The 23,205-nt window shown below is 54.9% G+C and carries 19 protein-coding genes; 12 read left to right on the top strand and 7 right to left on the bottom strand.

Features of this window, described 5'->3' with window-relative positions:
- Positions 1-53: 53 nt before the first annotated feature.
- The 3 genes from HMPREF2981_RS03410 to HMPREF2981_RS03400 all read right to left on the bottom strand — a co-directional run bounded on the left by HMPREF2981_RS03410 (position 54) and on the right by HMPREF2981_RS03400 (position 4,226).
- Entirely contained in the window at positions 54-1,562 is a 1,509-nt protein-coding gene (locus tag HMPREF2981_RS03410) for a sugar transferase (protein WP_037231129.1), read from the bottom strand.
- A gap of 469 nt (positions 1,563-2,031) precedes the next feature.
- On the bottom strand, positions 2,032-2,817 hold the full coding sequence (locus HMPREF2981_RS03405) for a phosphatase (protein WP_004005240.1): 786 nt from the start codon (positions 2,815-2,817) through the stop codon (positions 2,032-2,034).
- 92 nt (positions 2,818-2,909) lie between these two features.
- Positions 2,910-4,226 (bottom strand): glycosyltransferase, encoded by a 1,317-nt coding sequence (locus HMPREF2981_RS03400; protein ID WP_070660827.1) that lies wholly within the window; start codon positions 4,224-4,226, stop codon positions 2,910-2,912.
- 234 nt (positions 4,227-4,460) lie between these two features.
- Here HMPREF2981_RS03400 and alr point away from each other — a divergent pair, with 234 nt between their 5' ends.
- The 5 genes from alr (at position 4,461) to tsaD (ending at position 9,068) form a co-directional block, all read left to right on the top strand.
- Complete coding sequence (gene alr / locus HMPREF2981_RS03395; RefSeq protein ID WP_070660825.1) at positions 4,461-5,774, top strand: alanine racemase; 1,314 nt, start codon at positions 4,461-4,463, stop codon at positions 5,772-5,774.
- A 63-nt stretch (positions 5,775-5,837) separates the two neighbouring features.
- The gene (gene tsaE, locus HMPREF2981_RS03390; protein ID WP_070660822.1) at positions 5,838-6,464 is read left to right on the top strand and encodes a tRNA (adenosine(37)-N6)-threonylcarbamoyltransferase complex ATPase subunit type 1 TsaE; all 627 of its coding nucleotides are present in this window, start codon (positions 5,838-5,840) and stop codon (positions 6,462-6,464) included.
- Between the two features lie 117 nt (positions 6,465-6,581).
- Positions 6,582-7,367: a tRNA (adenosine(37)-N6)-threonylcarbamoyltransferase complex dimerization subunit type 1 TsaB gene (gene tsaB / locus HMPREF2981_RS03385; RefSeq protein WP_070660820.1), complete on the top strand. Its 786-nt coding sequence runs from the start codon at positions 6,582-6,584 to the stop codon at positions 7,365-7,367.
- 12 nt (positions 7,368-7,379) lie between these two features.
- Positions 7,380-7,943, top strand: a complete 564-nt coding sequence (rimI, locus tag HMPREF2981_RS03380; RefSeq protein WP_048777629.1) for a ribosomal protein S18-alanine N-acetyltransferase — start codon at positions 7,380-7,382, stop codon at positions 7,941-7,943.
- Positions 7,944-7,946: 3 nt separating this feature from the next.
- Positions 7,947-9,068 (top strand): tRNA (adenosine(37)-N6)-threonylcarbamoyltransferase complex transferase subunit TsaD, encoded by a 1,122-nt coding sequence (gene tsaD / locus HMPREF2981_RS03375; protein WP_179918917.1) that lies wholly within the window; start codon positions 7,947-7,949, stop codon positions 9,066-9,068.
- An 80-nt stretch (positions 9,069-9,148) separates the two neighbouring features.
- Here tsaD and HMPREF2981_RS03370 read toward each other — a convergent pair whose 3' ends face one another.
- On the bottom strand, positions 9,149-10,297 hold the full coding sequence (locus HMPREF2981_RS03370; RefSeq protein WP_070660817.1) for a glutamate--cysteine ligase: 1,149 nt from the start codon (positions 10,295-10,297) through the stop codon (positions 9,149-9,151).
- A gap of 168 nt (positions 10,298-10,465) precedes the next feature.
- On the bottom strand, positions 10,466-11,914 hold the full coding sequence (locus HMPREF2981_RS03365) for a class I SAM-dependent methyltransferase (RefSeq protein WP_070660915.1): 1,449 nt from the start codon (positions 11,912-11,914) through the stop codon (positions 10,466-10,468).
- A 245-nt stretch (positions 11,915-12,159) separates the two neighbouring features.
- Here HMPREF2981_RS03365 and groES point away from each other — a divergent pair, with 245 nt between their 5' ends.
- From groES to HMPREF2981_RS03345, 4 genes are all read left to right on the top strand, one after another.
- On the top strand, positions 12,160-12,447 hold the full coding sequence (groES, locus tag HMPREF2981_RS03360; RefSeq protein WP_004005229.1) for a co-chaperone GroES: 288 nt from the start codon (positions 12,160-12,162) through the stop codon (positions 12,445-12,447).
- A gap of 129 nt (positions 12,448-12,576) precedes the next feature.
- Positions 12,577-14,166 carry a chaperonin GroEL gene (gene groL / locus HMPREF2981_RS03355; protein WP_070660814.1) on the top strand — a complete coding sequence of 530 codons (1,590 nt, stop codon included), beginning with the start codon at positions 12,577-12,579 and terminating at the stop codon, positions 14,164-14,166.
- 268 nt (positions 14,167-14,434) lie between these two features.
- Positions 14,435-15,952 (top strand): IMP dehydrogenase, encoded by a 1,518-nt coding sequence (guaB, locus tag HMPREF2981_RS03350; RefSeq protein ID WP_070660811.1) that lies wholly within the window; start codon positions 14,435-14,437, stop codon positions 15,950-15,952.
- A gap of 201 nt (positions 15,953-16,153) precedes the next feature.
- The gene (locus tag HMPREF2981_RS03345) at positions 16,154-17,284 is read left to right on the top strand and encodes a GuaB3 family IMP dehydrogenase-related protein (protein WP_004005226.1); all 1,131 of its coding nucleotides are present in this window, start codon (positions 16,154-16,156) and stop codon (positions 17,282-17,284) included.
- Between the two features lie 299 nt (positions 17,285-17,583).
- Here HMPREF2981_RS03345 and HMPREF2981_RS03340 read toward each other — a convergent pair whose 3' ends face one another.
- Entirely contained in the window at positions 17,584-18,525 is a 942-nt protein-coding gene (locus HMPREF2981_RS03340) for a hypothetical protein (RefSeq protein WP_070660808.1), read from the bottom strand.
- A gap of 229 nt (positions 18,526-18,754) precedes the next feature.
- Here HMPREF2981_RS03340 and HMPREF2981_RS03335 point away from each other — a divergent pair, with 229 nt between their 5' ends.
- From HMPREF2981_RS03335 to guaA, 3 genes are all read left to right on the top strand, one after another.
- The gene (locus tag HMPREF2981_RS03335) at positions 18,755-19,777 is read left to right on the top strand and encodes an SURF1 family protein (RefSeq protein WP_070660805.1); all 1,023 of its coding nucleotides are present in this window, start codon (positions 18,755-18,757) and stop codon (positions 19,775-19,777) included.
- A gap of 38 nt (positions 19,778-19,815) precedes the next feature.
- Positions 19,816-20,400, top strand: coding sequence for a DUF3817 domain-containing protein (locus HMPREF2981_RS03330; protein ID WP_070448988.1), 585 nt, complete (start codon positions 19,816-19,818; stop codon positions 20,398-20,400).
- A 138-nt stretch (positions 20,401-20,538) separates the two neighbouring features.
- Positions 20,539-22,131, top strand: coding sequence for a glutamine-hydrolyzing GMP synthase (guaA, locus tag HMPREF2981_RS03325; protein WP_070660803.1), 1,593 nt, complete (start codon positions 20,539-20,541; stop codon positions 22,129-22,131).
- Between the two features lie 492 nt (positions 22,132-22,623).
- On the opposite strand, the gene HMPREF2981_RS03320 is transcribed toward guaA, so the two are convergent.
- A partial coding sequence (locus HMPREF2981_RS03320) for a uracil phosphoribosyltransferase (RefSeq protein WP_070660800.1) occupies positions 22,624-23,205 on the bottom strand: 582 nt, incomplete at its 5' end.

The raw sequence follows: 23,205 nt of genomic DNA, 5'->3' as shown, positions 1-23,205 counted from the left end.
CCCCCCACCGCTGTATTGGACTATACCGACCTTGGCATAGTCGGGCACGAAAATTAGTAGGCGCCTTCCTTGGCGAAGACTGCTCGTACCGTGCGCAGCAGGATAATAAAGTCGGTTGTCATAGACCAGTTTTCGACGTAGTACAGGTCAAGACGTACCGATTCATCCCAGGAGAGATCGCTTCTGCCAGAGACCTGCCAGAGCCCGGTAATCCCGGGTTTGACGAGCAGGCGGCGGTACATAATATCCTCATATAGGTCTACCTCTTCCGCCAGCGGGGGCCGAGGGCCCACCAGGGACATGTCGCCAATAAAAACATTCCAGAGCTGCGGTAGCTCATCAATGGAGAACTTGCGAATAAACCGGCCGATTGGGGTGATGCGTGGGTCATTCACCATCTTGAAGAGCACCCCGTTGCCTTCGTTCTGTTCCATAAGCTGGGCTTTGATCTCTTCGGCGTCGGTGCGCATCGACCGGAATTTGACCATGCGAAAAACATCGCCGTTCATTCCTACGCGCTCTTGGAAGAAGAATGCAGGTCCGCCGTCGCGTCTGATAAGGATACCCACCACCAAGAAAACAGGGGAAAGCACGAGAAGCCCCAGTCCAGAGGCGAGCACATCCAGGGCGCGTTTCGCCAGTGCAGCGATACCCGTAATATGCGGGGTAGAAACGTGCACGAGCGGTAGCCCGTTGAGCGGCTGAATATGCATGCGAGGCCCTGCAATATCGGTGGTTGCGGGAGCCATAATCAGGGCGATATGAGCATCCGCGAGACGCCAGCCGAGCATCCGCATCTGTTCCGGGGTCAGCTGATGCCCGTTCGAGATGGCGACCATCTGAATATTGTTTTCCTGCACGGCCTGCATAATATCGTCAGGGTTCGTGGAGTAACCCAGAATGGGCAGATCGACGTCTGCAATCGTGGTACCAGCGTAGATTCCCGGCAGGTAAAACGCAGCTGGTGAAAGCCCCGATGCGACGGCGCCGGAGAGGCTCTTATACAGATGTTTACCGGTGGGAACGTCGGAAATAATCATGACGCGGGTTAGCGAATACCCTTGCAAACGTTTCTGTACTAGTCTTTGGCGCAGTAGCCAGCGCTCTATCATGATGAGGCCTAAACCCAACGGGTAGGCGATGAGCAGGTACATGCGGGTCAGGTCGATTTTGAGAAAGAACGCCACGATCACGAGTGTGCAGAAAAAGTAAGTGCTGCCGCGTGTGACCATACGGTATTCGTCGGTTCCCATTCCTAGAACGCGAATATTTCGTGAGCCGTTGACTTGCAGAGTCAGCCACCAGATTATGATCATGCCGATATCGAGGAAGATATAGTCGATGGGTGCGACGGAAGGATCGAGCAGGTTAAGCGGCCAGACATTCACAGGCGGTAAATCCGCGTTTACGAAGCCGAAGCGAATAAAGTGCGCAGCAAAAATAGAGATGGCAATGGCAATCAAGTCGCCCAGGTAAAGAGATTTCAAAACCTGTGGATGCCACTCACGTTTGGCGACATATGTGGTGCCCCAAACTTTTTTGAGTCTTTCTTTTGCTTTCAATGAAGTTATCTTCCCCGGTCGTGGTGAGCGCGCATATCGGCGTATGCGCGGAATGCTCGAGTTTGAGACCCGCAGCCCGGTGGTCAATCGGAATACAGATGAATGATGTGTGCAGTGTGTGAGCGAGAAGTAGAGAGAACGAGAACCAGCTTTGAGGCCCCGAGGTAGTCCGGAAGAGAAACCTGGCCTTTAACTGATTCTCACGATAGTTCTTCAAAACTACTCAGTCCTTATATTTTACGGTTAAACCAGGAGTTTAGTCCTTCTGAATGGTTGTCTAAACTTCAAGGATAAAGAGTGAATTCAATCACCTTAATGTGCCATAAAGGTGTTGAAGACACGATTATTAAAGGTTAATGTGGATGTTTACTATTGTAAATAGCTTTAATAAATATACTAGTCAGAGAGTTTTAATGCCCGTAAACTAATAAAATACCTTGAAAGAATAAAAAACCATAGCCTAAAAGTTTTACCGAAATTGTTTCAATGAGGCGCGATTCACCAAAAAATCAATCAGCGGTTCGTAACGATTCGGTGGAACATTATCATCCATCGGAACACACACCGGTAAATCACCCTGCTCTGCGGCAATAAACAATCCCGGGTCGTTACAGTCGGCAATACCGAGCGTCAGCAGCTTCTGCTGCGATGCCGCATACCCCGCCATCCCGTGATCGGAAACCACAAGATCGGGCAGCTCACCGCGCTCACGAAGCTGGGCGAGGGCGATGCGCATCGGCCCCGGGAAATGCGTATGCTGCAGATTCCCGTACTGCTCAAACATCACCACACCCATGATCTGGCGAATATCGCCGTCCAAGAACCGCTCGCCCTGCTCAATACGCAGCACCGTGGCTCCGGCGCGTTCGGCGATGCGCGCCAGCTCAGCATAAATGGGGAAAAGTCCGGCGGGATGACCGGTGGCGAACAGGATCTTTTGGCGGGCGCGTACCGCATCGCCAAAAATACGGGCATACTCTTCGAGAGCATCAATGCACTGGGCGGAACCAATCGTATCTTGTCCCTGGACATGCGAGCGGTCAGGGTTCAGACCAGCACGGAGTACCATGACCTCAAAAACTTCGTCATAGGTCCAATCCTTCGACCATGTAACCCCGAATTCGAGGTGCTCATTGTGATCGAGAAACCCTTGAATATGCGAAAGGTTATTCTCGCGTGGGGTGGCAACATCGCCCGTGATGCGGGCAGAATCAAGATAAGCGGCAAACTCGTCGCGCGTCATTGCAAAACTCATACGTCAAGTGTAGCCGCTTGAACAACTTTCGAGACCGTGCTGTGGTACGTTCTACAGGTTTTTGGGGAAGAGCAGAGTAATTCGGCAATAAACTATGCGGAACCCTCGGCCCGCTCTTGTGCTAAATGACGACCGGTTATCGCCTCGGAATAGACGCACAAGGTTTTTCGGGCGGTCGCTTCCCAACTGAAAGAACGTGCACGAGCTGCCGCATTCGCCCCCAGTGTTAAGCGCAGACGTGGGGCACGCACCAGCCGCTCGATCGCAACCGCCCAACGCTGCGGGGTACGCGGCGCCACAAGCAACCCCGTTTTATGGTTCTCGATAGCGAAACGCAACCCATCCGCATCGGTAGCAAGTACCGCAGCCCCCGAAGCCTGCGCCTCCAAAGCCACTAGCCCAAAAGATTCAGACGAGGAAGGAGAAGCCACAATATCGGCGCGGCGAAAAATATCGGCAAGAATATCGGCAGGAACCGGACTGCGCAGATGCACCCGATCGGCGATGCCTAAATCGCGGGTACGGGCAAGAAGATCTAATTCGTATCTGGAAGAAGACTTGCCGATAATATCCAGTTCAACATGCAGATCCGCGGGAAGAAGCGCAAGGGCCTCTACCAAAATATGAGGTCCCTTTAACGGCTGAGGACGCCCAGCAAAAACCACCCGAGCGTGCGTATCCGAACCCTCATGTTCGGCGTGCACCCCCGGCAGTGGGTGAAAAATACCGGTATCAACCCCCGGCGCAATCACACGCATGCGTGCGGAATCTGCCCCATAGTAGTCCTGCAGCTGCTGCCCTTCAAGAGAAGTATTGACGATCGTCAAAGCGGCATGTTCAAGAACTCGATGCTCACTTTCATAACGTGCGTGTGGTTCTTCGGGCTCGTCGGGGGAGCGGCGCGCATCCTTCGCTGCGGCGGTCGTATGAGGGGTAAATACTACGGGAATAACTGTTCCTTCGGCAGCGTAGGTCTGGGCAGCCCCCAGCGCAGCGACGCCCGAAAGCCAATAATGTGCATGAATAACCTGCGGATGCCAGCACGCTAATGAGACGCATTGCGCCGCAAATTCGGTTGTAAACTCGGCAAGCTGATTTTTACGGGCACCTAAAGCCTGCGGAATCAATACCTGATGCACCCGCACCCGATCACGATACGAATTGAGAAGAGCTGGAACCTGCACGCTGGGTTTTGCATGCTCAAAATCGGGATCGGTAAGAAGTGTGAAAACCTCGACGCGCAGATTATCGTCTGCCGACAGCATAGCCGCAATCGAACGCGCAATATAAACGTTCATGCCCCCGGCATCGCCGCGGCCGGGCTGCGCAAAAGGATCGGTGTGCAGAGAATAGACATGCACAACAGACTGGGGCAAGCGGGACTGCGAACTCTCGGGAATCTTCACCATCCTAGTCTAACGCGCGGTTTTATGAGACAGCGCGTTCTGCAAGCCGAGTGAGTCTAAGGGTGAACGTGTAAGCCTCGACGGCATCGAAGAGGCGCATTCGCACAGTAAGAACATGAACTGTTGATGAACGCTCCCTAAACCGGGATAAGAAGAGCGAAAATACATGAAAAGACGGGCTAGAATGAGTGTAACTAGACGCTCCCCGCGTTCACCGAGTACCGGAGGTATATAGAAATGACTGTTCCCACACGTCCCCTCTACACCCCGAACCTGCAGCCCGGTGAGGCGGAGCGAACCGCTATCATCGACCTTAATGCTCTTGAGCACAATACGCGCGTGCTCAAAGATATGATCGGCGAACGTAAACTCATTGCCGTGGTGAAAGCGGATGCCTACGGTCACGGCGCCTACCCCGTGGCACGGTCAGTACTCGAAGCCGGTGCCGATATTCTGGGCGTTGTGCATGTGACCGAAGCCCTGGAATTGCGCTCAGAGGGTATTACCGCCCCGATTATAGCTTGGCTGCACACCCCGCAGACGGACTTCGACGAAGCACTCGAAGCAGATATTATCCTGGGTGCCTCCGGCTGGGACTTAGAAGCAATAGCAGAAGCCGCCAATCGGACCAAGAAGCGTGCTCGTGTACATCTGAAAGTAGACACGGGGCTTGGGCGTAACGGCTCCACCTTTGAGGACTGGCCCGCGCTAGTGGCGCGCGCCCTTGAACTTGAAGCCGCAGGGCTGGTGCGCGTCGAGGGCATTTTCTCGCATCTGGCGGTTGCCGATGAACCCGAACGCCCCGAGACCGCACGGCAGATCACCCGACTCAACGAATTCGTAACCGTCGCCCGCAGCGCGGGTCTCACCCCCGAGCTTGTTCACCTGGCAAATTCCCCGGGCACGATCACCGGTGCGAGCCCCCTATATAACACGAACGAGGCGGTCCTCGCCGATGCGGTACGCTGCGGAATTGCCCTCTATGGTCTGTCCCCGCTCGCGGGTGTGAGCTCCAAAGACCTTAACCTGCGACCCGTTATGACCCTGGGAACCCATGTGTGCAATGTCAAAGAGGTACCCGCCGGGCAGGGGGTCTCATACGGGTTGCGGTACAGCACCGATAAGCCCACCACGCTGGCCCTCATTCCGCTCGGATACGCCGATGGCGTGCCGCGTATCGCTGAGGGGGCGCCGGTCCGTATTTACCCGCGTGCCGATGCCGCAAACCCCGTGGAACCACGCACGTACCGTGTCGTGGGCAGGATTGCTATGGATCAGCTCGTGGTTGATTTGGAAGAACCCGGACTCGCCGATCCTGCGCGCGGTATTCTCGGCGGTTCCGCTGTGCTTTTCGGCTCTGGAGATAACCCTCCCGTTGAAGAATGGGCCGCTGCAGCGCAGACCATTAACTACGAGATTGTGACTCGTATTTCCCCGCGCGTGATACGCATCTACCGCGGTGGCGCCTGGGTGGAACGCGAAGTAGATGGTCTGCACGCTCTGGGATCCCTCTTCGGGCTCGACGAGGAACAGACACCGGAAACCGTCTAACGATATGTGAGTTCGAGTCTTCGCATCCCTGTTTAACCCGTACCGTTCCCCGGAAAGAAGCCCATGCACGCACATCCCGTTTTAGAAGTTGATCTTGCCGATCTTGCGCATACCCGCGCGGCGGCGCACGCGCTTGCACCGTTGCTCACCGCCGGGGACTTGCTCTTACTCTCGGGAGAGCTTGGTGCCGGGAAGACCACTTTCACCCGCGCCCTAGGCGAGGGGCTTGGAGTGCGTGAGGGCGTTATTTCACCAACTTTTGTGCTCTCGCGGGTGCATCCTAACCTGTCGGACGGCATCCGCCCAGGCGGGCCCGATCTCGTGCACGTGGACGCATACCGGCTCTCTAGCGCCGAAGAATTAGACGACCTCGATCTAGAATTCTCGCTGGAAAAATCCGTGACCGTCATCGAATGGGGACGCGGTAAAGCCGAGCATCTGAGCGATTCCCGCCTGGAACTAGACTTCACGCGACTCACCGGCGCGGACGCTTCCATCGCCTACGCCGCCGAGAACTACTCGCCTACAGGGGAGGGGGAGTTCGACTGGGATGCGCTCGACGACCGTGAGGAGGAGAGCGCTGATGCCTCAGAACCGCGGCTGCTGCGCATTACCGCTTACGGCCCACGGTGGGAAGGCGAAGCGTATCGAAGTCTTGAAGCCGCCATGCTCAAACTCGGCGTCGAGTAATCTGTTTAAGAGTTGCCGGGAGCGAACGGAAGCGCACCTCATGAGCCCGCTTTGGGACACTTATGAAGCGATAACCTATCAAATAGCGGGTACACGACAGCACGTTAGAATGATAGGGTGCTCATACTTGCTCTAGATTCATCAGCCACCGCATCCGTGGCTTTGGCGCGCCTCGACGGCGAAAATCCCGGTTCAACCGCAACTATTCTCGCCGCCCGCGAAAGCGCCGATACACGTTCACACGCCGAAGTGATGTCGCCCTTCGTATCCCAGGTACTCGACAAAGCACAGGTAAATGGGCGGAACGTGGATGCGATTCTCACCGGGACCGGGCCGGGCCCTTTCACCGGACTGCGCGCCGGAATCGTCACTGCCCGAACTCTTGGATTTGCCTGGAACAAGCCCGTTTACGGGCTTATGAGTCTAACAGCCCTGGCAGAGCGAGCATTCGTTCAGGATTTCCAGGGCAAAGCCGCGCAGATGACCGAGATTCTGGTAGCCTCCGATGCGCGCCGCCGCGAAATCTACTCTGCAATTTTCACCGTTACCGAGAACGGATACACGATAAAAACCGGTCCGCAGGTGGCACCCGCAAGCGAAAGTATGCCTGCACCCGGCAGCGTTTCTGGACAGAATACCGCAGGTTATCGTGCCTACGGTTACGGTGCCGAGCTTTACCGCGAACAACTGGAACAATCGGGGGCGCAAATTTCTTCCGAATTATCGCAGCTGCACCCCAACGCAAGCGATCTCGTACGTGCCGCCGCGCGCTTGGGTATAAAAAATCTTAGCACCGACACCCGCGCCCTCTACCTGCGTGACTCGGACGCGAAGGTTCCAGCCGCCATGCTTGCGCGGCAGAGCCAGTGCGCTTCGGGAGAACCCGTATCGTCTAAGGGATAGGGGGGCGTAAATATGCACTCGAAACTTCAGCATCCAGAACTTCCCGGTGCGCTCGCCCGCGGTGCCCGCCTGCGCCGCGCCGATATCAACGATGTACCGCATCTGTTCACCCTCGAACAAGAGCTCTTCCCCCTCGACGCCTGGAACCTTGATATGTTCCTCGCCGAAATAACCCACCCCACCCGCACCTATTACGTACTTGAGCGGGCACGTGTCGGCGAAAATCCCCAGGGAAACCCCGCTGAAAAGAACGCCCCGAATATTATCGGATACTGCGGGGTCATGACGGTAGCAGACACCGCCGACGTGCAGACCATCGCCGTGCTGCCCGAGTACGAAGGCAACGGATACGGAAGAGCCATGCTCGCCACAATGCACCGCCGGGCACAGGATTTAGGGGCGCAGCGCATCCTTCTGGAGGTGCGGGCCGATAACCCCCGAGCACAAAACCTCTACCTACGCACCGGATACACGCATATTCACACACGGCCTGGCTATTATGACGACGGCACGGATGCGCTGATCATGCTCAAGGACTTCGCCGCCAATGCCTCCACAACAACGGAAACTACCTGAGAAATGATGACTAAACCAAAACTTTCTGCCGCAGCCGAGCCGCTTGTATTAGGTATCGAATCATCCTGCGATGAGACCGGGATCGGCATTGTACGCGGCACCCGCCTGCTCACCAACACGGTTTCATCCTCTATGGAAGAGCATGTGCGGTTCGGTGGGGTGATTCCCGAAATTGCTTCGCGGGCTCATCTTGATGCCATGATTCCGGCTCTCGAAGCCGCACTTGCAGACGCTCACGTGACCCTCGACGATATAGACGCGATTGCCGTCACCGCCGGTCCCGGGCTCGCCGGGGCACTCATGGTCGGTGTTTCTGCCGCGAAGGCGCTGGCTACCGCTACCGGAAAGCCGCTCTACGGCATTAATCACCTGGTGGCACATGTGGGTGTGGGGCTGCTCGACGATAACGGTACCGAAGACGGCTCGGCGCTGCTTGAACACGCGCGAGATGGCGGGCTTGGGGCGCTACTGGTTTCTGGTGGTCACACCGAAATTCTGCAGGTGCGCGATATTACTCAGGACGTGCGCTTGCTCGGAGCCACCCTTGATGATGCCGCCGGTGAGGCCTACGATAAAGTCGCTCGTTTACTGGGACTCGACTATCCGGGAGGCCCCGCTATTGACCGCGCCGCGCGCACGGGGAATGCTAAGGCGTTTGTTTTCCCGCGCGGGTTGTCAAACCGTAAGTTCATGGGTACCGCCGAAGCCCCGGGGGCACACCGGTATAATTTCTCGTTTTCAGGGCTTAAGACCGCCGTAGCGCGTGTGATTGAAGGCTTCGAGGCACGCGGTGAAGAGGTTCCGGTCGCCGATATTGCGGCATCTTTCCAGGAAGCGGTTGTCGATGTTATCACGAAGAAAGCCGTGCTGGCCTGCCGGGAACAGGGATTGCACACCCTCTTACTCGGCGGGGGTGTTGCGGCAAATTCGCGGTTGCGTGAGCTGCTTTCGGCGCGATGTGCTTCAGCTGGGGTGCGCCTTATTATCCCGAAATTTACGCTGTGCACCGATAATGGCGCAATGGTGGCAGCCCTCGGGGCACGCCTTGTCGAGGCCGGGTATGAACCTTCGGGAGTCGATTTTACGACCGACTCTTCGCTGCCGGTTACGACGGTGTGTTTCTAGAGCATTTGCTTAGACTAGAAGGATCCGTCAGCCCGCCTTCTGAGAAAACTCGGGGGATTGGGCTGGAGCTTTATCGGCCTCTAGCGGATGGGACGCGCCCGTGACTGGAGCGCGACATCCCGAATAACCTCGTGGAAAGAGCCTGTTTTCTCATAGATAGCGCGCTGCCGGTCGGCACCGGTGCCCTCCGCCAGCATATTCCTTACATGCTGCAGCTCCGGCAAACAATCCAAATCCCGGGCAACATCCTCTAGCTGAGTAACAAGAAGCTCAATGTCCTCGCGTAGCGGGCGCACCTGCGGCTCGTTAGACACAATGATCTCGGTGTCTAAACCATAGCGGGCGGCACGCCATTTATTCTCCTGCGCATGCCAAGGGTTTAACACCTCAATCTTCTCGCCAGCCTCAATTTTGCGTGAGAAAAACTCCACTAAACACTGGGTGAGCGCCGTAACCGCCGCAACATCCCGAATCGACGGAAGGCCGTCGCAGTAACGCATCTCCAAGGTGCCATAGCGGGGAACCGGGCGCACATCCCAACGGTCCTCGCTGACCTCTAAAATAGCGCCCGTCTTCACCAAAGCATGCAAATAGTCACTGTACTCCTGCCAGTTTTCAAAATGAAAAGGCAGACCATTTGAAGGCAGCTGCTGATACAGCATCGTGCGGTGCGAACCATACCCGGTATCCACGCTGTCCCAGTAGGGCGAAGACACCGAAAGCCCCAGCAGATGCGCGCAATAGTTGGTGAGCGCATCCACAAGCGGTAATGCCTTATCGCGTGAATCGACGCCCACATGCACATGCACGCCAAAAATAACCATGTGCCTGCCCCAGTACTGGCCGCGACCCACCACACGCTGGTACCGCTTCTTCGCAGATACCTGCTGTTCCTGCCAATGCGCCGTAGGGTGCGTGCCCGCCGCATAGAAATCAAGCCCCAGCTCATCAGCAACCTCACGGATCTTATCGGTCACCGAGATCAACTGCTGGCACGCCTGCGGCACCGTAGTACACACGCCGGTAATAATCTCAAGCGTATTTTCCAAAAATTCGCCCGTCACATGAGCATGATCCAGGGAAGGTTCCAAAAGCTCTGGGTAACGTTCGCCCACACGGGCAAGTACCTCTTGAGCACGCGCTACCAGCTCTCCGGTATGCTGGTCAATCAGCGCGATCTCCCACTCTACGCCTAGAGTGGATTGCGCCGAGGAAGCGAACGGAATCAAAACTCTCTCCTTCTTGGGGTGACTGCATTTATTTTACGGTGTTGGTGACCACAACAATGTTTTTTCGAGTGTGTATGAACTAAATACGACGCAAACATGAAGTATCTGACATAAAACGTCACACACCGTCATCACAGTTTTTGTAGATACGCCACCCACATAAACCCGCTAGACCACAGAATTCTTAGTGTCCGAGCTAGAGACGTGCGCTGCATCAGAAAAGTCTACAGGCCGCACATGCCACCCGATGCGCCGTGCCTGCTGCCCAGACCCCACTCGCGTAAACACTAAAGTCGCCGGGTTATAGCCCTGATTCTTCGCGGCCTTCTTACCTGATTTCTTGCCCGCACCGCCTGCCAACAGGGTCGCACGCAATTTCTCGGGCACCAGATCAACGCCGCGTTTCTTGATCGTCAAAGCCGTAAAACCGCGCTCGCGCACCCACTTTTTGAGCTGTTTTTCATGCACCGGGATTTCCTCAAGAACCTCATAACACTGTGCCAGCGGACTCTGAACAGCTTTTGCCGCCGTGAGGTACGCCAGGTGCGGATCAATCAGGTTCGCCCCAAGCTCTTGGGCTAACTCCTGCACCAGATGCGCCCGCACTACCGCGCCGGAAGGCTCATAGAGGTACTCACCGGGGGAGGGGAACCGGGTTTGCTTTTCATCAACAGGGGTTACTTGTTCCGCAGAATAGGGACTCCTCAGCGTGGTTTTGTGAATGCGCAGACCCTTGTCTTCAGCCTGTCCCGTCGCCTCCTGCCGCAGCACCGTGACCGTGCGTGCAACGCCCTCCTGAGCCAAAGCATTAAACCAAAGCACTAACTCCACGAGAGAACCCTCATGCTCAACCCACTGCGCCGTGACACGCGGATGGGGGTTCGCCTCGCTACGAATATCCTCGGGGCGCGCAATAGCCTCATGCGGCATCCCCGGACCAAGTTTGACACCCATCGGCATGCCAGTTCTGGCCAGATCCACTACGAACGAAAGCGGGGGAGAATAGGCTTCGGGATCAAAAATACGTTCTGTACGGGATTTTACGACTCCGGTCAGATCACGTCTGGCCGGATCAAGCCAAATGCCCTGCACGACCTTGCCGTTGCCATCACGAAAACTCTCGGGATCAAAATTCGTCACATCACCGACCACAACCCGTGAACCCGAAAAATCCGCCAGATTTGCGGCAGCAAAAGATGCCGTCAACGGGTCAAGCTCCACAGAAACAGTCGCTAAGGATGCGCGCGCGAACTCCAACGAATCCGCGCCAATACCGCATCCCAGATCGGCAACCGAACGAACCCCGGCACGGGCAAATACGGCCGCGTGCTCGGCAGCAACAACCGGTCGAGTCGCCTGCTGCGCGCCGTGCTCGGTCAAAAACATAGTGCGCGCCCTATCGCCGAACTTTGAAAGCGCCCGAGTGCGCGCCTTAACAAGGCTGAGAATATTGGCGGTCTCATCGGGCGTAAACCCCTGCGCCCGCAGCCGCGTAACCTGTTCGAGCGAGTGCTCTTGACTATAGGGGAAAAGCGCATCCGCGGCATCTAACGCCTGCCGGGTAAAAGGCAGCTCGGGCGGTAAGGCAAACGGCGGCAGGGGCACAAAATCAACCATAGGCTTAAGTGTAGTGGCATGAGCATATGCAGAAGGCTTGGATGCTGCGGCAGGTTCACGGGGCGCTCGCGTATTATCCTGTGCGCGAAACGCCGCCCTCGAAACGGCGCGCATTCTTGACCGGGTGCCGCCGGGATTCTAAAGTTGAATTTAGCACTCGAAGCGGTGCAGTGCTAAACGCCCAGGCACTAGGGCTAAACCGCTTCACAAATTTTTAAAAACGCTGACTAAAAAGGAGCATACCTATGGCTATTAAGCCCCTCGAAGACCGAGTAGTTGTCAAACTAGAGCAGGCTGAGCAGACCACCGCATCCGGTCTGGTTATTCCCGAAACTGCAAAGGAGAAGCCGCAGGAGGCTCGCGTAGTAGCTGTGGGCCCCGGTCGTGTGGACGATAAGGGCAACCGCGTTCCCGTCGATATCGCCGAAGGTGACGTAGTCGTGTTCTCCCGCTATGGCGGTACCGAGGTCAAGTACCAGGGCGAGGAATACCTGATTCTCTCCGCTCGTGACGTTCTGGCGATCGTCGACTAATTTCGCATATATGCAGGATGCGCCGCCGGTTTCTCGCGCGGCGCATCCGCTATACCTGACCTGGATTTGGCGCACGCGCGCCTTCTACGATATCGAACGCTCACAACCCTCAAGGAGTAGCGAATATTCATGGCTAAACAGCTTGAATTCAACGATGCCGCCCGTAAGTCCCTGCAGGCCGGCGTCGATAAACTCGCCGATGCGGTCAAGGTTACCCTCGGCCCACGCGGGCGCAATGTTGTGCTCGATAAACAGTGGGGTGCACCGGTTATCACGAATGATGGTGTCTCGATCGCCCGCGAAGTTGAGCTTGAAGACCCCTACGAAAACCTGGGCGCGCAGCTCGCCAAAGAGGTAGCCACCAAGACTAACGACGTTGCCGGTGACGGTACGACCACCGCAACCGTGCTGGCGCAGGCACTTGTGAATGAGGGGCTGCGCAACGTAACAAGCGGTGCGGCACCTGCGGAGGTGAAGCGTGGCATTGAGGCCGCCGTTGAGAAGGTCTCCGAGCGTCTGCTTCAGGATGCCCGCGAGGTACAGGGCCCGGAAGTTGCGCATGTTGCCGCTATTTCGGCTCAGTCCGACCAGATCGGCGAGCTTTTGGCATCTGCTTTTGAGAAGGTCGGTCAGGACGGCGTCATTACTATCGAGGACGGCTCCTCCACTGAGATTGAGCTTGACATTACCGAGGGTATGCAGTTCGACAAGGGCTACCTTTCGCCTTCGTTCGTGACCGATGCCGAGCGTGGCGAAGCGGTTCTTGAAGATAGCCTCATTCTGCTCTACCAGGGTAAGATCTCCACTGTTGCCGAGATTATGCCTCTGCTGGAGAAGGTCGTACAGGCGAAAAAACCGCTGACCATTATCGCCGAAGACGTTGATGGTGAAGCACTGTCCACCCTCGTGGTGAATAAGCTCCGCGGAACTCTCGACGTTGTGGCGCTTAAGGCTCCCGGGTTCGGCGATCGCCGCAAGGCTATTATGCAGGATCTCGCCATTCTGACCGGCAGCATCGTGATTACCCCCGAACTGGGTATCGACCTGGCCCAGGCAACTCTCGAAGAAACCGGTTCGGCGCGCCGCGTGACCGTCACCAAGAACACCACCACGATTGTGGACGGCGGTGGCAGCAAGGAAGCGGTTGAAGACCGTGTGCAGCAGTTGCGCCGAGAGATCGAGGCCGTCGATTCCGAGTGGGATCGCGAAAAGCTCAAGGAACGCCTGGCGAAGCTCGCCGGTGGCGTGGGCGTGATCAAGGTGGGTGCGGCAACCGAGGTTGAGGCTAAGGAACGTAAGCACCGCATCGAAGACGCTGTGTCTTCTACCCGCGCGGCTCTTGAAGAAGGCATCGTATCCGGTGGCGGTTCGGCACTGATCCACGCCAGCAAGGCGCTCGACGGTTTTGAACTCGATAGCCACGACGCAAACGTAGGTGTGCAGATTGTACGCCGCGCCCTGGTACAGCCGCTGCGCTGGATTGCCGAAAACGCTGGCGACGACGGCTATGTGGTGGCGGCAAAGGTCGCCGAACATCCCGTTGGTCACGGTTACAACGCCAAAACCGGTGAGTATGTTGATCTGTTCGAAGCGGGCGTAATTGACCCCGTGAAGGTCACCCGCTCTGCGCTGCAGAATGCATCATCTATCGCGGCTTTGGTACTCACGACCGAGACTCTGGTGGTTACCAAGCCCGAAGAAGAGGACGAAGACGAATAATTGATGGGTTGCCCGGTTCGAGGAGAGAAAATCTCGTTGAACCGGGCAACAACTATCTGTAGGGGCTTGATGCAGACTGGCCTGAAATAACCGCAAGCGCAGCCTTGAACCGGATACTGCGGCCTTGCAGGAAAGGCACACATCCGAACGCTCCGTGTACCCCGAAGCAGACGTAAGCGTTTACCATAGAGATACGACGTTTTACACCCGGTGGCACCACTCGCTACACAACATCTATACATCCGGTACAGCATTTGAAAGGCTAAACATGACTGTCCCCACCGCCCTGACCGACGATCCCTTCGGTTTCACTGGTCTGACCTATGATGACGTGTTGCTTCTACCCGGCAACACCGATGTTATTCCCTCCGATGCCGATACCAGCACTCGACTCTCCAAGCGTATTACCCTGGGCACCCCCATTATCTCCGCTGCGATGGATACCGTGACTGATTCCCAGATGGCGATTTCGATGGCGCGCCTAGGCGGCATGGGCGTGATCCACCGCAACCTTTCGATCGAGGATCAGGCAGCACATGTTGATCGCGTGAAACGTTCCGAATCGGGCATGATCATTAATCCCGTCACCATCGGTGCTGACGCAACTATCGACGAATACGACAATCTGTGCGGCTATTACAAGGTTTCGGGTCTGCCGGTGGTCACCGAAGACGGCAAACTTGAAGGTATTATTACCAACCGCGATATTCGCTACCTCTCGCGCTCGGACTATGAAAGCACTCTTGTGCGCGATGTCATGACCCCGATGCCGCTCATTACCGGTTCGCCAAACCTTACGAAGGATGAAGCCTTCGCCCTGCTCTCGAAGAACAAAATCGAGCGTTTGCCCCTCATTGATGAGGCCGGTAAACTTGCCGGGCTGATTACCCTCAAAGACTTTGTGAAGACCGAACAGTACCCGCGCGCCACCAAGGATGACGATGGTCGCCTGTGTGTTGGCGCTGCTATTGGCTTCTTCGGCGACGGCTACGAACGTGCAATGGCTCTGGTCGAGGCTGGGGTGGATGCGCTCTTCGTCGATACCGCCAACGGACATTCCCAAGGCGTGCTCGATATGATTTCCCGCCTGAAGAAAGATCCCGCAGCCGCACATGTCGATGTGATTGGTGGTCAGGCGGCAACCCGTGAAGGCGCTCAGGCCATTATTGATGCGGGCGCAGATGCCGTGAAAGTCGGCGTGGGTCCCGGATCAATTTGCACCACTCGTATTATCGCGGGTGTGGGCGTACCCCAGGTAACCGCAATTAACGAATCCGCAAAGGCAGCTATTCCCGCCGGTGTTCCGCTCATCGCCGACGGCGGCATGCAGCACTCCGGTGAGATCGGCAAGGCCCTGGTTGCTGGTGCCGATTCCGTAATGCTTGGCTCGCTTCTGGCGGGAACCGCCGAGGCCCCCGGCGATCTGATTTTCATGAACGGTAAGCAGTTCAAAGCCTACCGCGGCATGGGCTCGTTGGGCGCTATGCAGACCCGCGGCCGCCACAAGTCATACTCGAAAGACCGTTATTTCCAGGCAGATGTTTCCAGCGAAGAGAAGCTGATTCCCGAGGGAATTGAGGGGCAGGTTCCGTTCCGCGGACCGCTTTCTGCCGTGCTGCATCAGCTTGAGGGCGGTCTGCGCCAGACCATGTTCTACGTGGGTTCACGCACCATTGAGGAGCTTAAGACCAAGGGTAAGTTTGTGCGCATCACCCCGGCGGGTCTGAAAGAATCTCACCCGCACGATATTACGATGACTGTCGAGGCGCCTAACTACCGCCGTTAACCACCGCTGACCGGCTTAGTGGTGTGTATGGCTCGAACATTAGAGAATCTATTCCGTCGTGCATTTTGTGATATTTCTGAATAATCTGCGGCGGAACGGGCTATACGCCGAGTAGAGTAGATACTGCATCAGGCGCGTAGTCTTGCGGGGCAGCCGTGCGCCAAGAAACACCGGTCAGAGACCTTCCGAAGGGAAACACACATGTCCGATATTCAGATTGGGCTCTCTAAGAGCGCCCGCCGCACCTATGCGCTTGACGATGTGGCGCTGGCACCGACGCGCCGCACCCGTGACCGTCGCGATGTCGATACGTCATGGCAGATTGACGCCTTCAAATTTGACACCCCAATTGTGGGCGCACCGATGGACTCTGTGATGTCTCCAGCGACCGCTATTGCGCTCGGAAAGCTCGGTGGTTTAGGCGTGCTCAACCTAGAGGGTCTGTGGACTCGCTATGAGGACCCGCAGCCGCTTCTTGACGAAATTACTGAGCTTCCCGAAGCTGATCCTGCCTCTGCTACTACGCGCATGCAGCAGATTTACGCTGAGCCGATTAAGCCCGAGCTGATTACCGCGCGCCTGGAAGAAATTCGTGATTCGGGTGTTATTGTGGCGGGCTCGCTTACCCCGCAGAACACCCAAGAACATTACGAGACCGTGGTGCAGGCCGGTGCCGATCTTTTCGTAATTCGCGGTGCTTCGGTCTCTGCGGAGCATATTTCGACCTCGCATGAACCGCTGAACCTCAAGAAATTCATTTACGAGCTGGATGTGCCTGTTATGGTCGGCGGCGTGGCAGGGTACACCCAGGCGAAGCACCTGATGCGCACCGGTGCCGCCGGTGTTCTGGTTGGGTTCGGTGGCGGTTCAGCGATGACCACCCGTAAGGGGCTTGGTATTTCCGCACCGATGGCAACCGCTATTGCCGATGTTGCTGCGGCCCGTTCGGACTATCTGGACGAATCCGGTGGACGGTATGTTCATGTGATTGCAGACGGCGGGCTTAGCCGCTCCGGTGACCTGGTGAAGGCACTGGCTTTGGGCGCGGATGCGGTGATGATCGGCGCGCCCCTAGCGCGTGCATCCGAGGCGCCGGGTCAGGGTTGGTACTGGGGTAATGAGGCGCATTCGGTGGATTTCCCGCGCGGCGTGCGTACCCCGCTGGGTGTTGTTGGAACTCTCGAAGAAGTGCTGTATGGGCCTTCGCACCATGTGGATGGCACGAGCAATATTGTGGGTGCACTCAAGCGCGCTATGGCAACCTGCGGTTACCTGGACTTGAAGAAGTTCCAGAAGGCAGAGATGACGCTCGTGCCTGAATATCGGGGATAGAATGCCAGAAGAAGTAGCGAAAATCGTGGAACGTTCTATCGTGGACGAGATGTATGAGATGCTTTGACCGTAAACAGGTGGTATGTTTCGCAGCTGAGATGCGTCTTGAAATTCAACGCTACTGTGCAGTTTGAAATACTTAAGGTGCCCCGCCGGACAAACTTTCCGGCGGGGCAAACTTATGAGATGTGATAGTTTTTACTTCTTAGGTGACAAAGATTTAGCGAGAAAAATGAGGGATATCGTTATCAATGCAGACGAGAGAGTATATATGACTAAGCGATGACAGCAAAGATAAATTATTTCTTCTTAAGTTTACGCTTAGGACGTTTAGTGAAGATTTTTTCGATCCGGTTCTTCATGTACCAAATTTCAATATTTTTGATATATTCATCCCAATTAGGCGTAAAAATGTATCCTTGGGGTGCTAACTTGTCAGGTTCATGACTGTCGAAATTATCTGCATTATCTACTCCTGTTTCAGCGGTGAAACCGTAATCCCATGAGGATTTGCCTTTTCCATCATTCCGAAGCCAATTTTGGAAGAACCTCTTAGATTCAAATCCTGCACGTTGCTTGGCCTCTTTAGGATCTTCTGTAATTTCGTTATGTAGGGAAATGTCTACCGAGAATATCTTGAAATAAGCCATAAATACATTTCGTGTGATGATTCCTTTTTTCATGGTATTAATATCTCTTATTTGGTAGGGACCTATAGATTGATAAGAAAATACGGCTATAGTCATAAAAGTTATTGTGTAAGTAAAGGAAAGTAATGCCCAAGGATAGTTTAGAAGAAATAATGTATAAATAGAAAAAACCAAAAAAATAATTGAGAATATGATGAAAAGTATCATAAGTATAGTCCCGATTGTAAGATCGAGAATACTCGTAAAGGTTCGTGGTGGTGAAGGAAAACGTTGATATTTCCAGCTTACAGGTAGCTTTTTTAGATCATTTTTAGCGGACTGGTTTTTAATTTCGATTTCATCGATGCGAATAGATTTATTTGCTTGATACAAAGCGATCGTGAAATTATTGTTAACCTTTTGCCTGTCTTCGAGTGTGTAGGAATGTTTATTTTTTGAGATACTGCTTTTAATGGATTCCCATTTTTCAAGGTTGAGAAGCTCTGGGGGTGTTCCTTTTTGAGTGTTTCGATATATTAAAATAGCTATAACTACTGTGGCTGCGCCCGTTATTAGGGCTGCGATGTCTTTTATAGAGGAAATAATTTCCATAAGATGCCTCATGTTGTCAATTGTCGAATCTTAAACTTATGAAATATTAAATTATCACAACCCTGCATGCCTGTAAATATTATATTTTGTTAAACTTATCTTTTAGTTATATAAAATATTTTGTATAATACTTTGCGAGATCAGGTATATAGATAGTGAATATGCGGTTATTCAGACATATCCTTAGATCCGTTAGGAGCGCATCGTGTAGACGCGCTACCCTAGATATGTGTGGAAATTGGCGTTTACTCCCCGCTGGCTGGTCGGGCTTTTGCTGGCTCTCGTCTTCGTGACGGGGTTTGTTGCGCTCTCCAGCTGGCAGTTCAACGCCTCCACCTCACAGCAGGTACATTCTGACCCTGCGAAAGATCGGGTGCGACCCTACACCGAGATTCTGCAGGCGCATCAGCCCGTGACGAATTTGACGGTTGATACCGTGGTACAGGCGAAGGGGGAGTATGTTCCCGGATCCTCCATGCTGGTGGCGGGTCGCCTGAATGAGGGGCAGCATGGATACTGGGTTCTGAGCGAATTCATTCCCGAAGGAACCGATAAAGCCGCTGCTTTGGGGAGCACCAAGCCCCGTGCCATCACAGTGGCACGAGCCTGGATAGCGGGTGAAGACGATCACGCGCCGAGCATACCTGCTGAACCGACAGGGACAGTTGAGATCGCCGGTCGTGTAGTAAATGCCCAGGGCGCCGCCCCGTACACGCGCACGACCGAGAAGGTGCTAGAAAGCGCATCCCCGGCACAGCTAACAAACCTGTGGGATTCACCCCTCTATGACGGTGTGCTCACGCTTTCCGCTGAAGTACCTGAGAACAAAAAAGTACCCCTCACCGAACAGCACACAATCGCGGAAAACGCCACTATTATTGGACAGTCCCAGAATCTGCGCCCTATTCGCGCAGCCCAGGCGACCAATGATGCCAACATCAACTGGCTCAACATCTTCTACTCGCTCGAATGGTTGATTTTCGCGGCGTTCGCCCTCTACCTATGGGGACGCATGCTTAAGGATGCGGCGCATCGTGCCGCCGAACCAGCCGAATACACCCAGTATTTCGAGTACGAGGGCGAATACTTTGTGGACGAAGCCACCGGACGCCCCTACTATTGGGACCCCGCCGACGAGCAGTACTATTTCTTTGATGAAGCTCCCGAAGAAGCATCCGTGCGGATGGAAGATACACCACGCAACGCTCCGGAGAGCGTTAATCCTCAGAAACCTGCAGATACAAAAGACTAACGCAAGCTAAACTCATCAGCACACACGAGAGGCACAGCATGTCAGAGAATTCCGAGAAGAACACAAAAATTACCCCGGTAGAACGTACCGATGGGCGCAAAGTCACCCTATCGCAGAATGCCTCAAAAGCATCAGCAGACGGGGCAGAACACGCGCCCCAGGGTGGATTTACGGTGCGCAAAAAATTTGGCGGTACCGAAACGCAGATTCGTTCCGCACTCACCTTCTATAAATGGTGCGCCTGGATATCCGGTACCTTCCTGCTGCTGCTGGTGGTTGAGATGATTACCCACCACGGGATGGGCTATGACCTGGTAGCGGGTGCAAAAGACGCCGCAACCGGTTCCGATGTGTCGCTCGGCATCCTTAACCGCGAAACCGGCAACCTTACCGGCGGAGTAAACATTTCCACGTGGGTGCTCATTATTCACGGCTGGTTCTACATTATTTACCTGTTCTCCTGCATCCGTATTTGGCTGCTCATGCGCTGGGGCATCGCCCAGCTCATCGTCATGGCGCTCGGCGGCGTGGTGCCGTTCCTCTCATTCATTGTTGAGAAACGCATCCACGCAGAAACCCTGGCACAGCTTGACGCTAACCCGCAGGCGACTAAGCGGTACTAGCCCCAGCATCGGCGAAAGCCCATCGGCGAAAGCACCCCTGAATGGGTGCCACATAAAACTTTTGTCTCTCCCGTAGAATAGAAATACAAGACTTCGCGCGCTCGCGCGGAATTTCGACCTGACACGTGAGGAAAATCCGTGACCGACTCTGTACACCCGGATCAGCTTGAAGAGCGTCCGGTTCTGGTGGTAGATTACGGTGCCCAGTATGCGCAGCTTATTGCTCGTCGCGTGCGTGAGGCGGGTATCTACTCTGAAATCGTTCCCCACTCTATGAGCACCGAAAAGATGCTCGCTAAAAACCCCGCCGCGATTGTGCTTTCGGGCGGGCCTTCATCGGTGTATGCCGATGGCGCCCCCCGCGGCGATAGGGCACTATTTGAGGCTGGCGTGCCGGTCTTCGGTATCTGCTACGGTTTTCAGGTGATGGCGCAAACCTTGGGTGGTACCGTGGCGCAGACCGGTTCCCGCGAATACGGCGCAACCGATGCGACCCTGTGTGCAGTTGATTCTTCGTTCCTCACCGGCACCCCGCAGACGCAGAACGTGTGGATGTCGCACGGCGATTCCGTGACCGAAGCCCCCGCCGGGTTTGAGGTTCTGGCGCAGACCCCGGGTGCATCCGTGGCGGCATTCGTGGATGAGCACCGCAAACTGGGCGGCGTGCAGTGGCACCCCGAGGTGAAGCACTCCGACTACGGTCAGGTTGCGCTTGAGAACTTCCTGTATAACATTGCTGGGCTTAAACCCACCTGGTCAACTGACAATATCATTGAGGAACAGGTTGCGAAGATTCGTGAGCAGGTTGGCAAAGACCGCGTGATTTGTGCGCTCTCTGGCGGCGTGGATTCTTCTGTTGCTGCGGCCCTCGTGCATAAGGCTGTAGGCGATCAGTTGACTTGCTTCTTTATCGACCACGGGCTGCTGCGTGCGGGTGAGCGTGAACAGGTTGAGCAGGATTACGCCGCGTCAATGGGTATCCGCGTGATTACCATTGATGAGTCAGAGCGTTTCCTCACCGCGCTGGCTGGCGTGAGCGACCCTGAGCAGAAGCGTAAGATTATTGGTCGCGAGTTCATCCGTTCCTTTGAACAGGCCGAGCGCAAGCTCATTGAGGAAGCGGGCGAAGAGGGCGCACAGATCAAGTTCCTGGTGCAGGGTACCCTGTACCCGGATGTGGTTGAATCCGGTGGCGGCGAGGGTGCGGCGAATATTAAATCGCACCACAATGTGGGCGGCCTGCCTGAGGACTTGGCATTTGAGCTGGTCGAGCCGCTGCGTACCCTGTTTAAGGATGAGGTTCGCGCTATCGGTCGTCAGCTGGGTGTTCCCGAGAAGATCGTGGCGCGTCAGCCGTTCCCCGGCCCGGGTCTGGGTATTCGTATTGTGGGTGAGGTGACCCGCGAGAACCTTGAGACCCTGCGCGAGGCGGATGCGATTGTGCGTGAAGAGCTGACCGCCGCCGGTCAGGACGAGCACATTTGGCAGTGCCCAGTGGTTCTTCTCTCTGGCGTGCGTTCTGTGGGCGTGCAGGGCGATGGCCGCACTTACGGGCATCCGATTGTGCTGCGCCCGGTTTCTTCGGAGGATGCGATGACCGCCGACTGGTCGCGCCTGCCTTATGATCTGCTGGCAAAAATCTCGAACCGGATTACGAACGAAGTCAAAGACGTGAACCGCGTGGTGTTGGATGTCACCTCCAAACCCCCGGGAACCATTGAGTGGGAGTAACGCACTAGGGGAGTAGCCCCTACGATTCAACCCAGTTTTGAGTAGATAAGCCGCCCGGCATGGCCTGAATTTTCAGGATGCGCCGGGCGGCTTTGCTGTGGTCATAAAGGTATAGAAGCTGCGCCATGATCCTCTTGAAACGGAATATTTCATCAATTCCTTCTGCAACAGAGCACAGCTTCGGATGCTCATGATGAGAATATGAAAGTCTGGATCGTACTCGATAAAAGGTGCAGGCTTGGTTGTGAGAGAATCTTGCTGGTGTTCTCGGTATTGTTCCGCTTGTGGTTTTACCGGGGCTCAAGCCCGCAAAGTGAATATACCTTACAATAAGTGTGACCAGCGTAATGAGAAAAGCAGTACAAATAACTGATAAATTGGCTTAGCCACTGTGAGAACTGGGGACAGTGTTGTAGACAAGAGTCACAAACCAGCAGGGGTAAGAGCCATTGTTTTTACTGTAATCTAGGGGTTGCCTCTAATGATTAACCCTCAGTGTTTTTGTCCTGAAAGCTGGGTGGTCTTCTTAATACTATTTGTCGTGACAACAATCATTAAGATGCCCAAAATAACCTCGTAAAGGGCTACTATAACCCCCACTATTGTAAAAGAGATCTCGGCAGATGAAGATGGATCAAGAATCCGCTCTAGCATAAACGGCACATAGGTAACCTCGGAGATTGGAGCAACAATAAGGACGTAAATATTGACACCTCGTATCCACCGAAACTTGACTGATCTCCTAAACCGCATAAACGCGACAACCTGCAAGATAACGTGAATCATGTAAGGAAGTGCAATAACGGCAATAATAAACATACCCGCCAAGATAAGATCATCATATCCACTGGGCGCAGATACCAAAACGTTAATGAATACACAGACAAAAACAACCAGCATGATGAGCACAGGAATAATAATTAGAACATTCCTGATGGCCTGTGCTATGAGAAGAGGCTCACGGGTGTTGGGGTCTATATCAAACTGTTGTGATATGCGTTTATGAGGCTCTTCCTTTCCCTTAGCGCCCTGAAACTCCGGGGACGCCTGGGGATCCAAGGACATCTTACCGTC

Source organism: Rothia sp. HMSC069C01 (assembly GCF_001814655.1).
Taxonomy (GTDB): Bacteria; Actinomycetota; Actinomycetes; order Actinomycetales; family Micrococcaceae; genus Rothia; species Rothia dentocariosa.
Note: the sequence above shows the minus strand (reverse complement) of the source record. Positions and strands in the feature narration are given on the sequence as shown.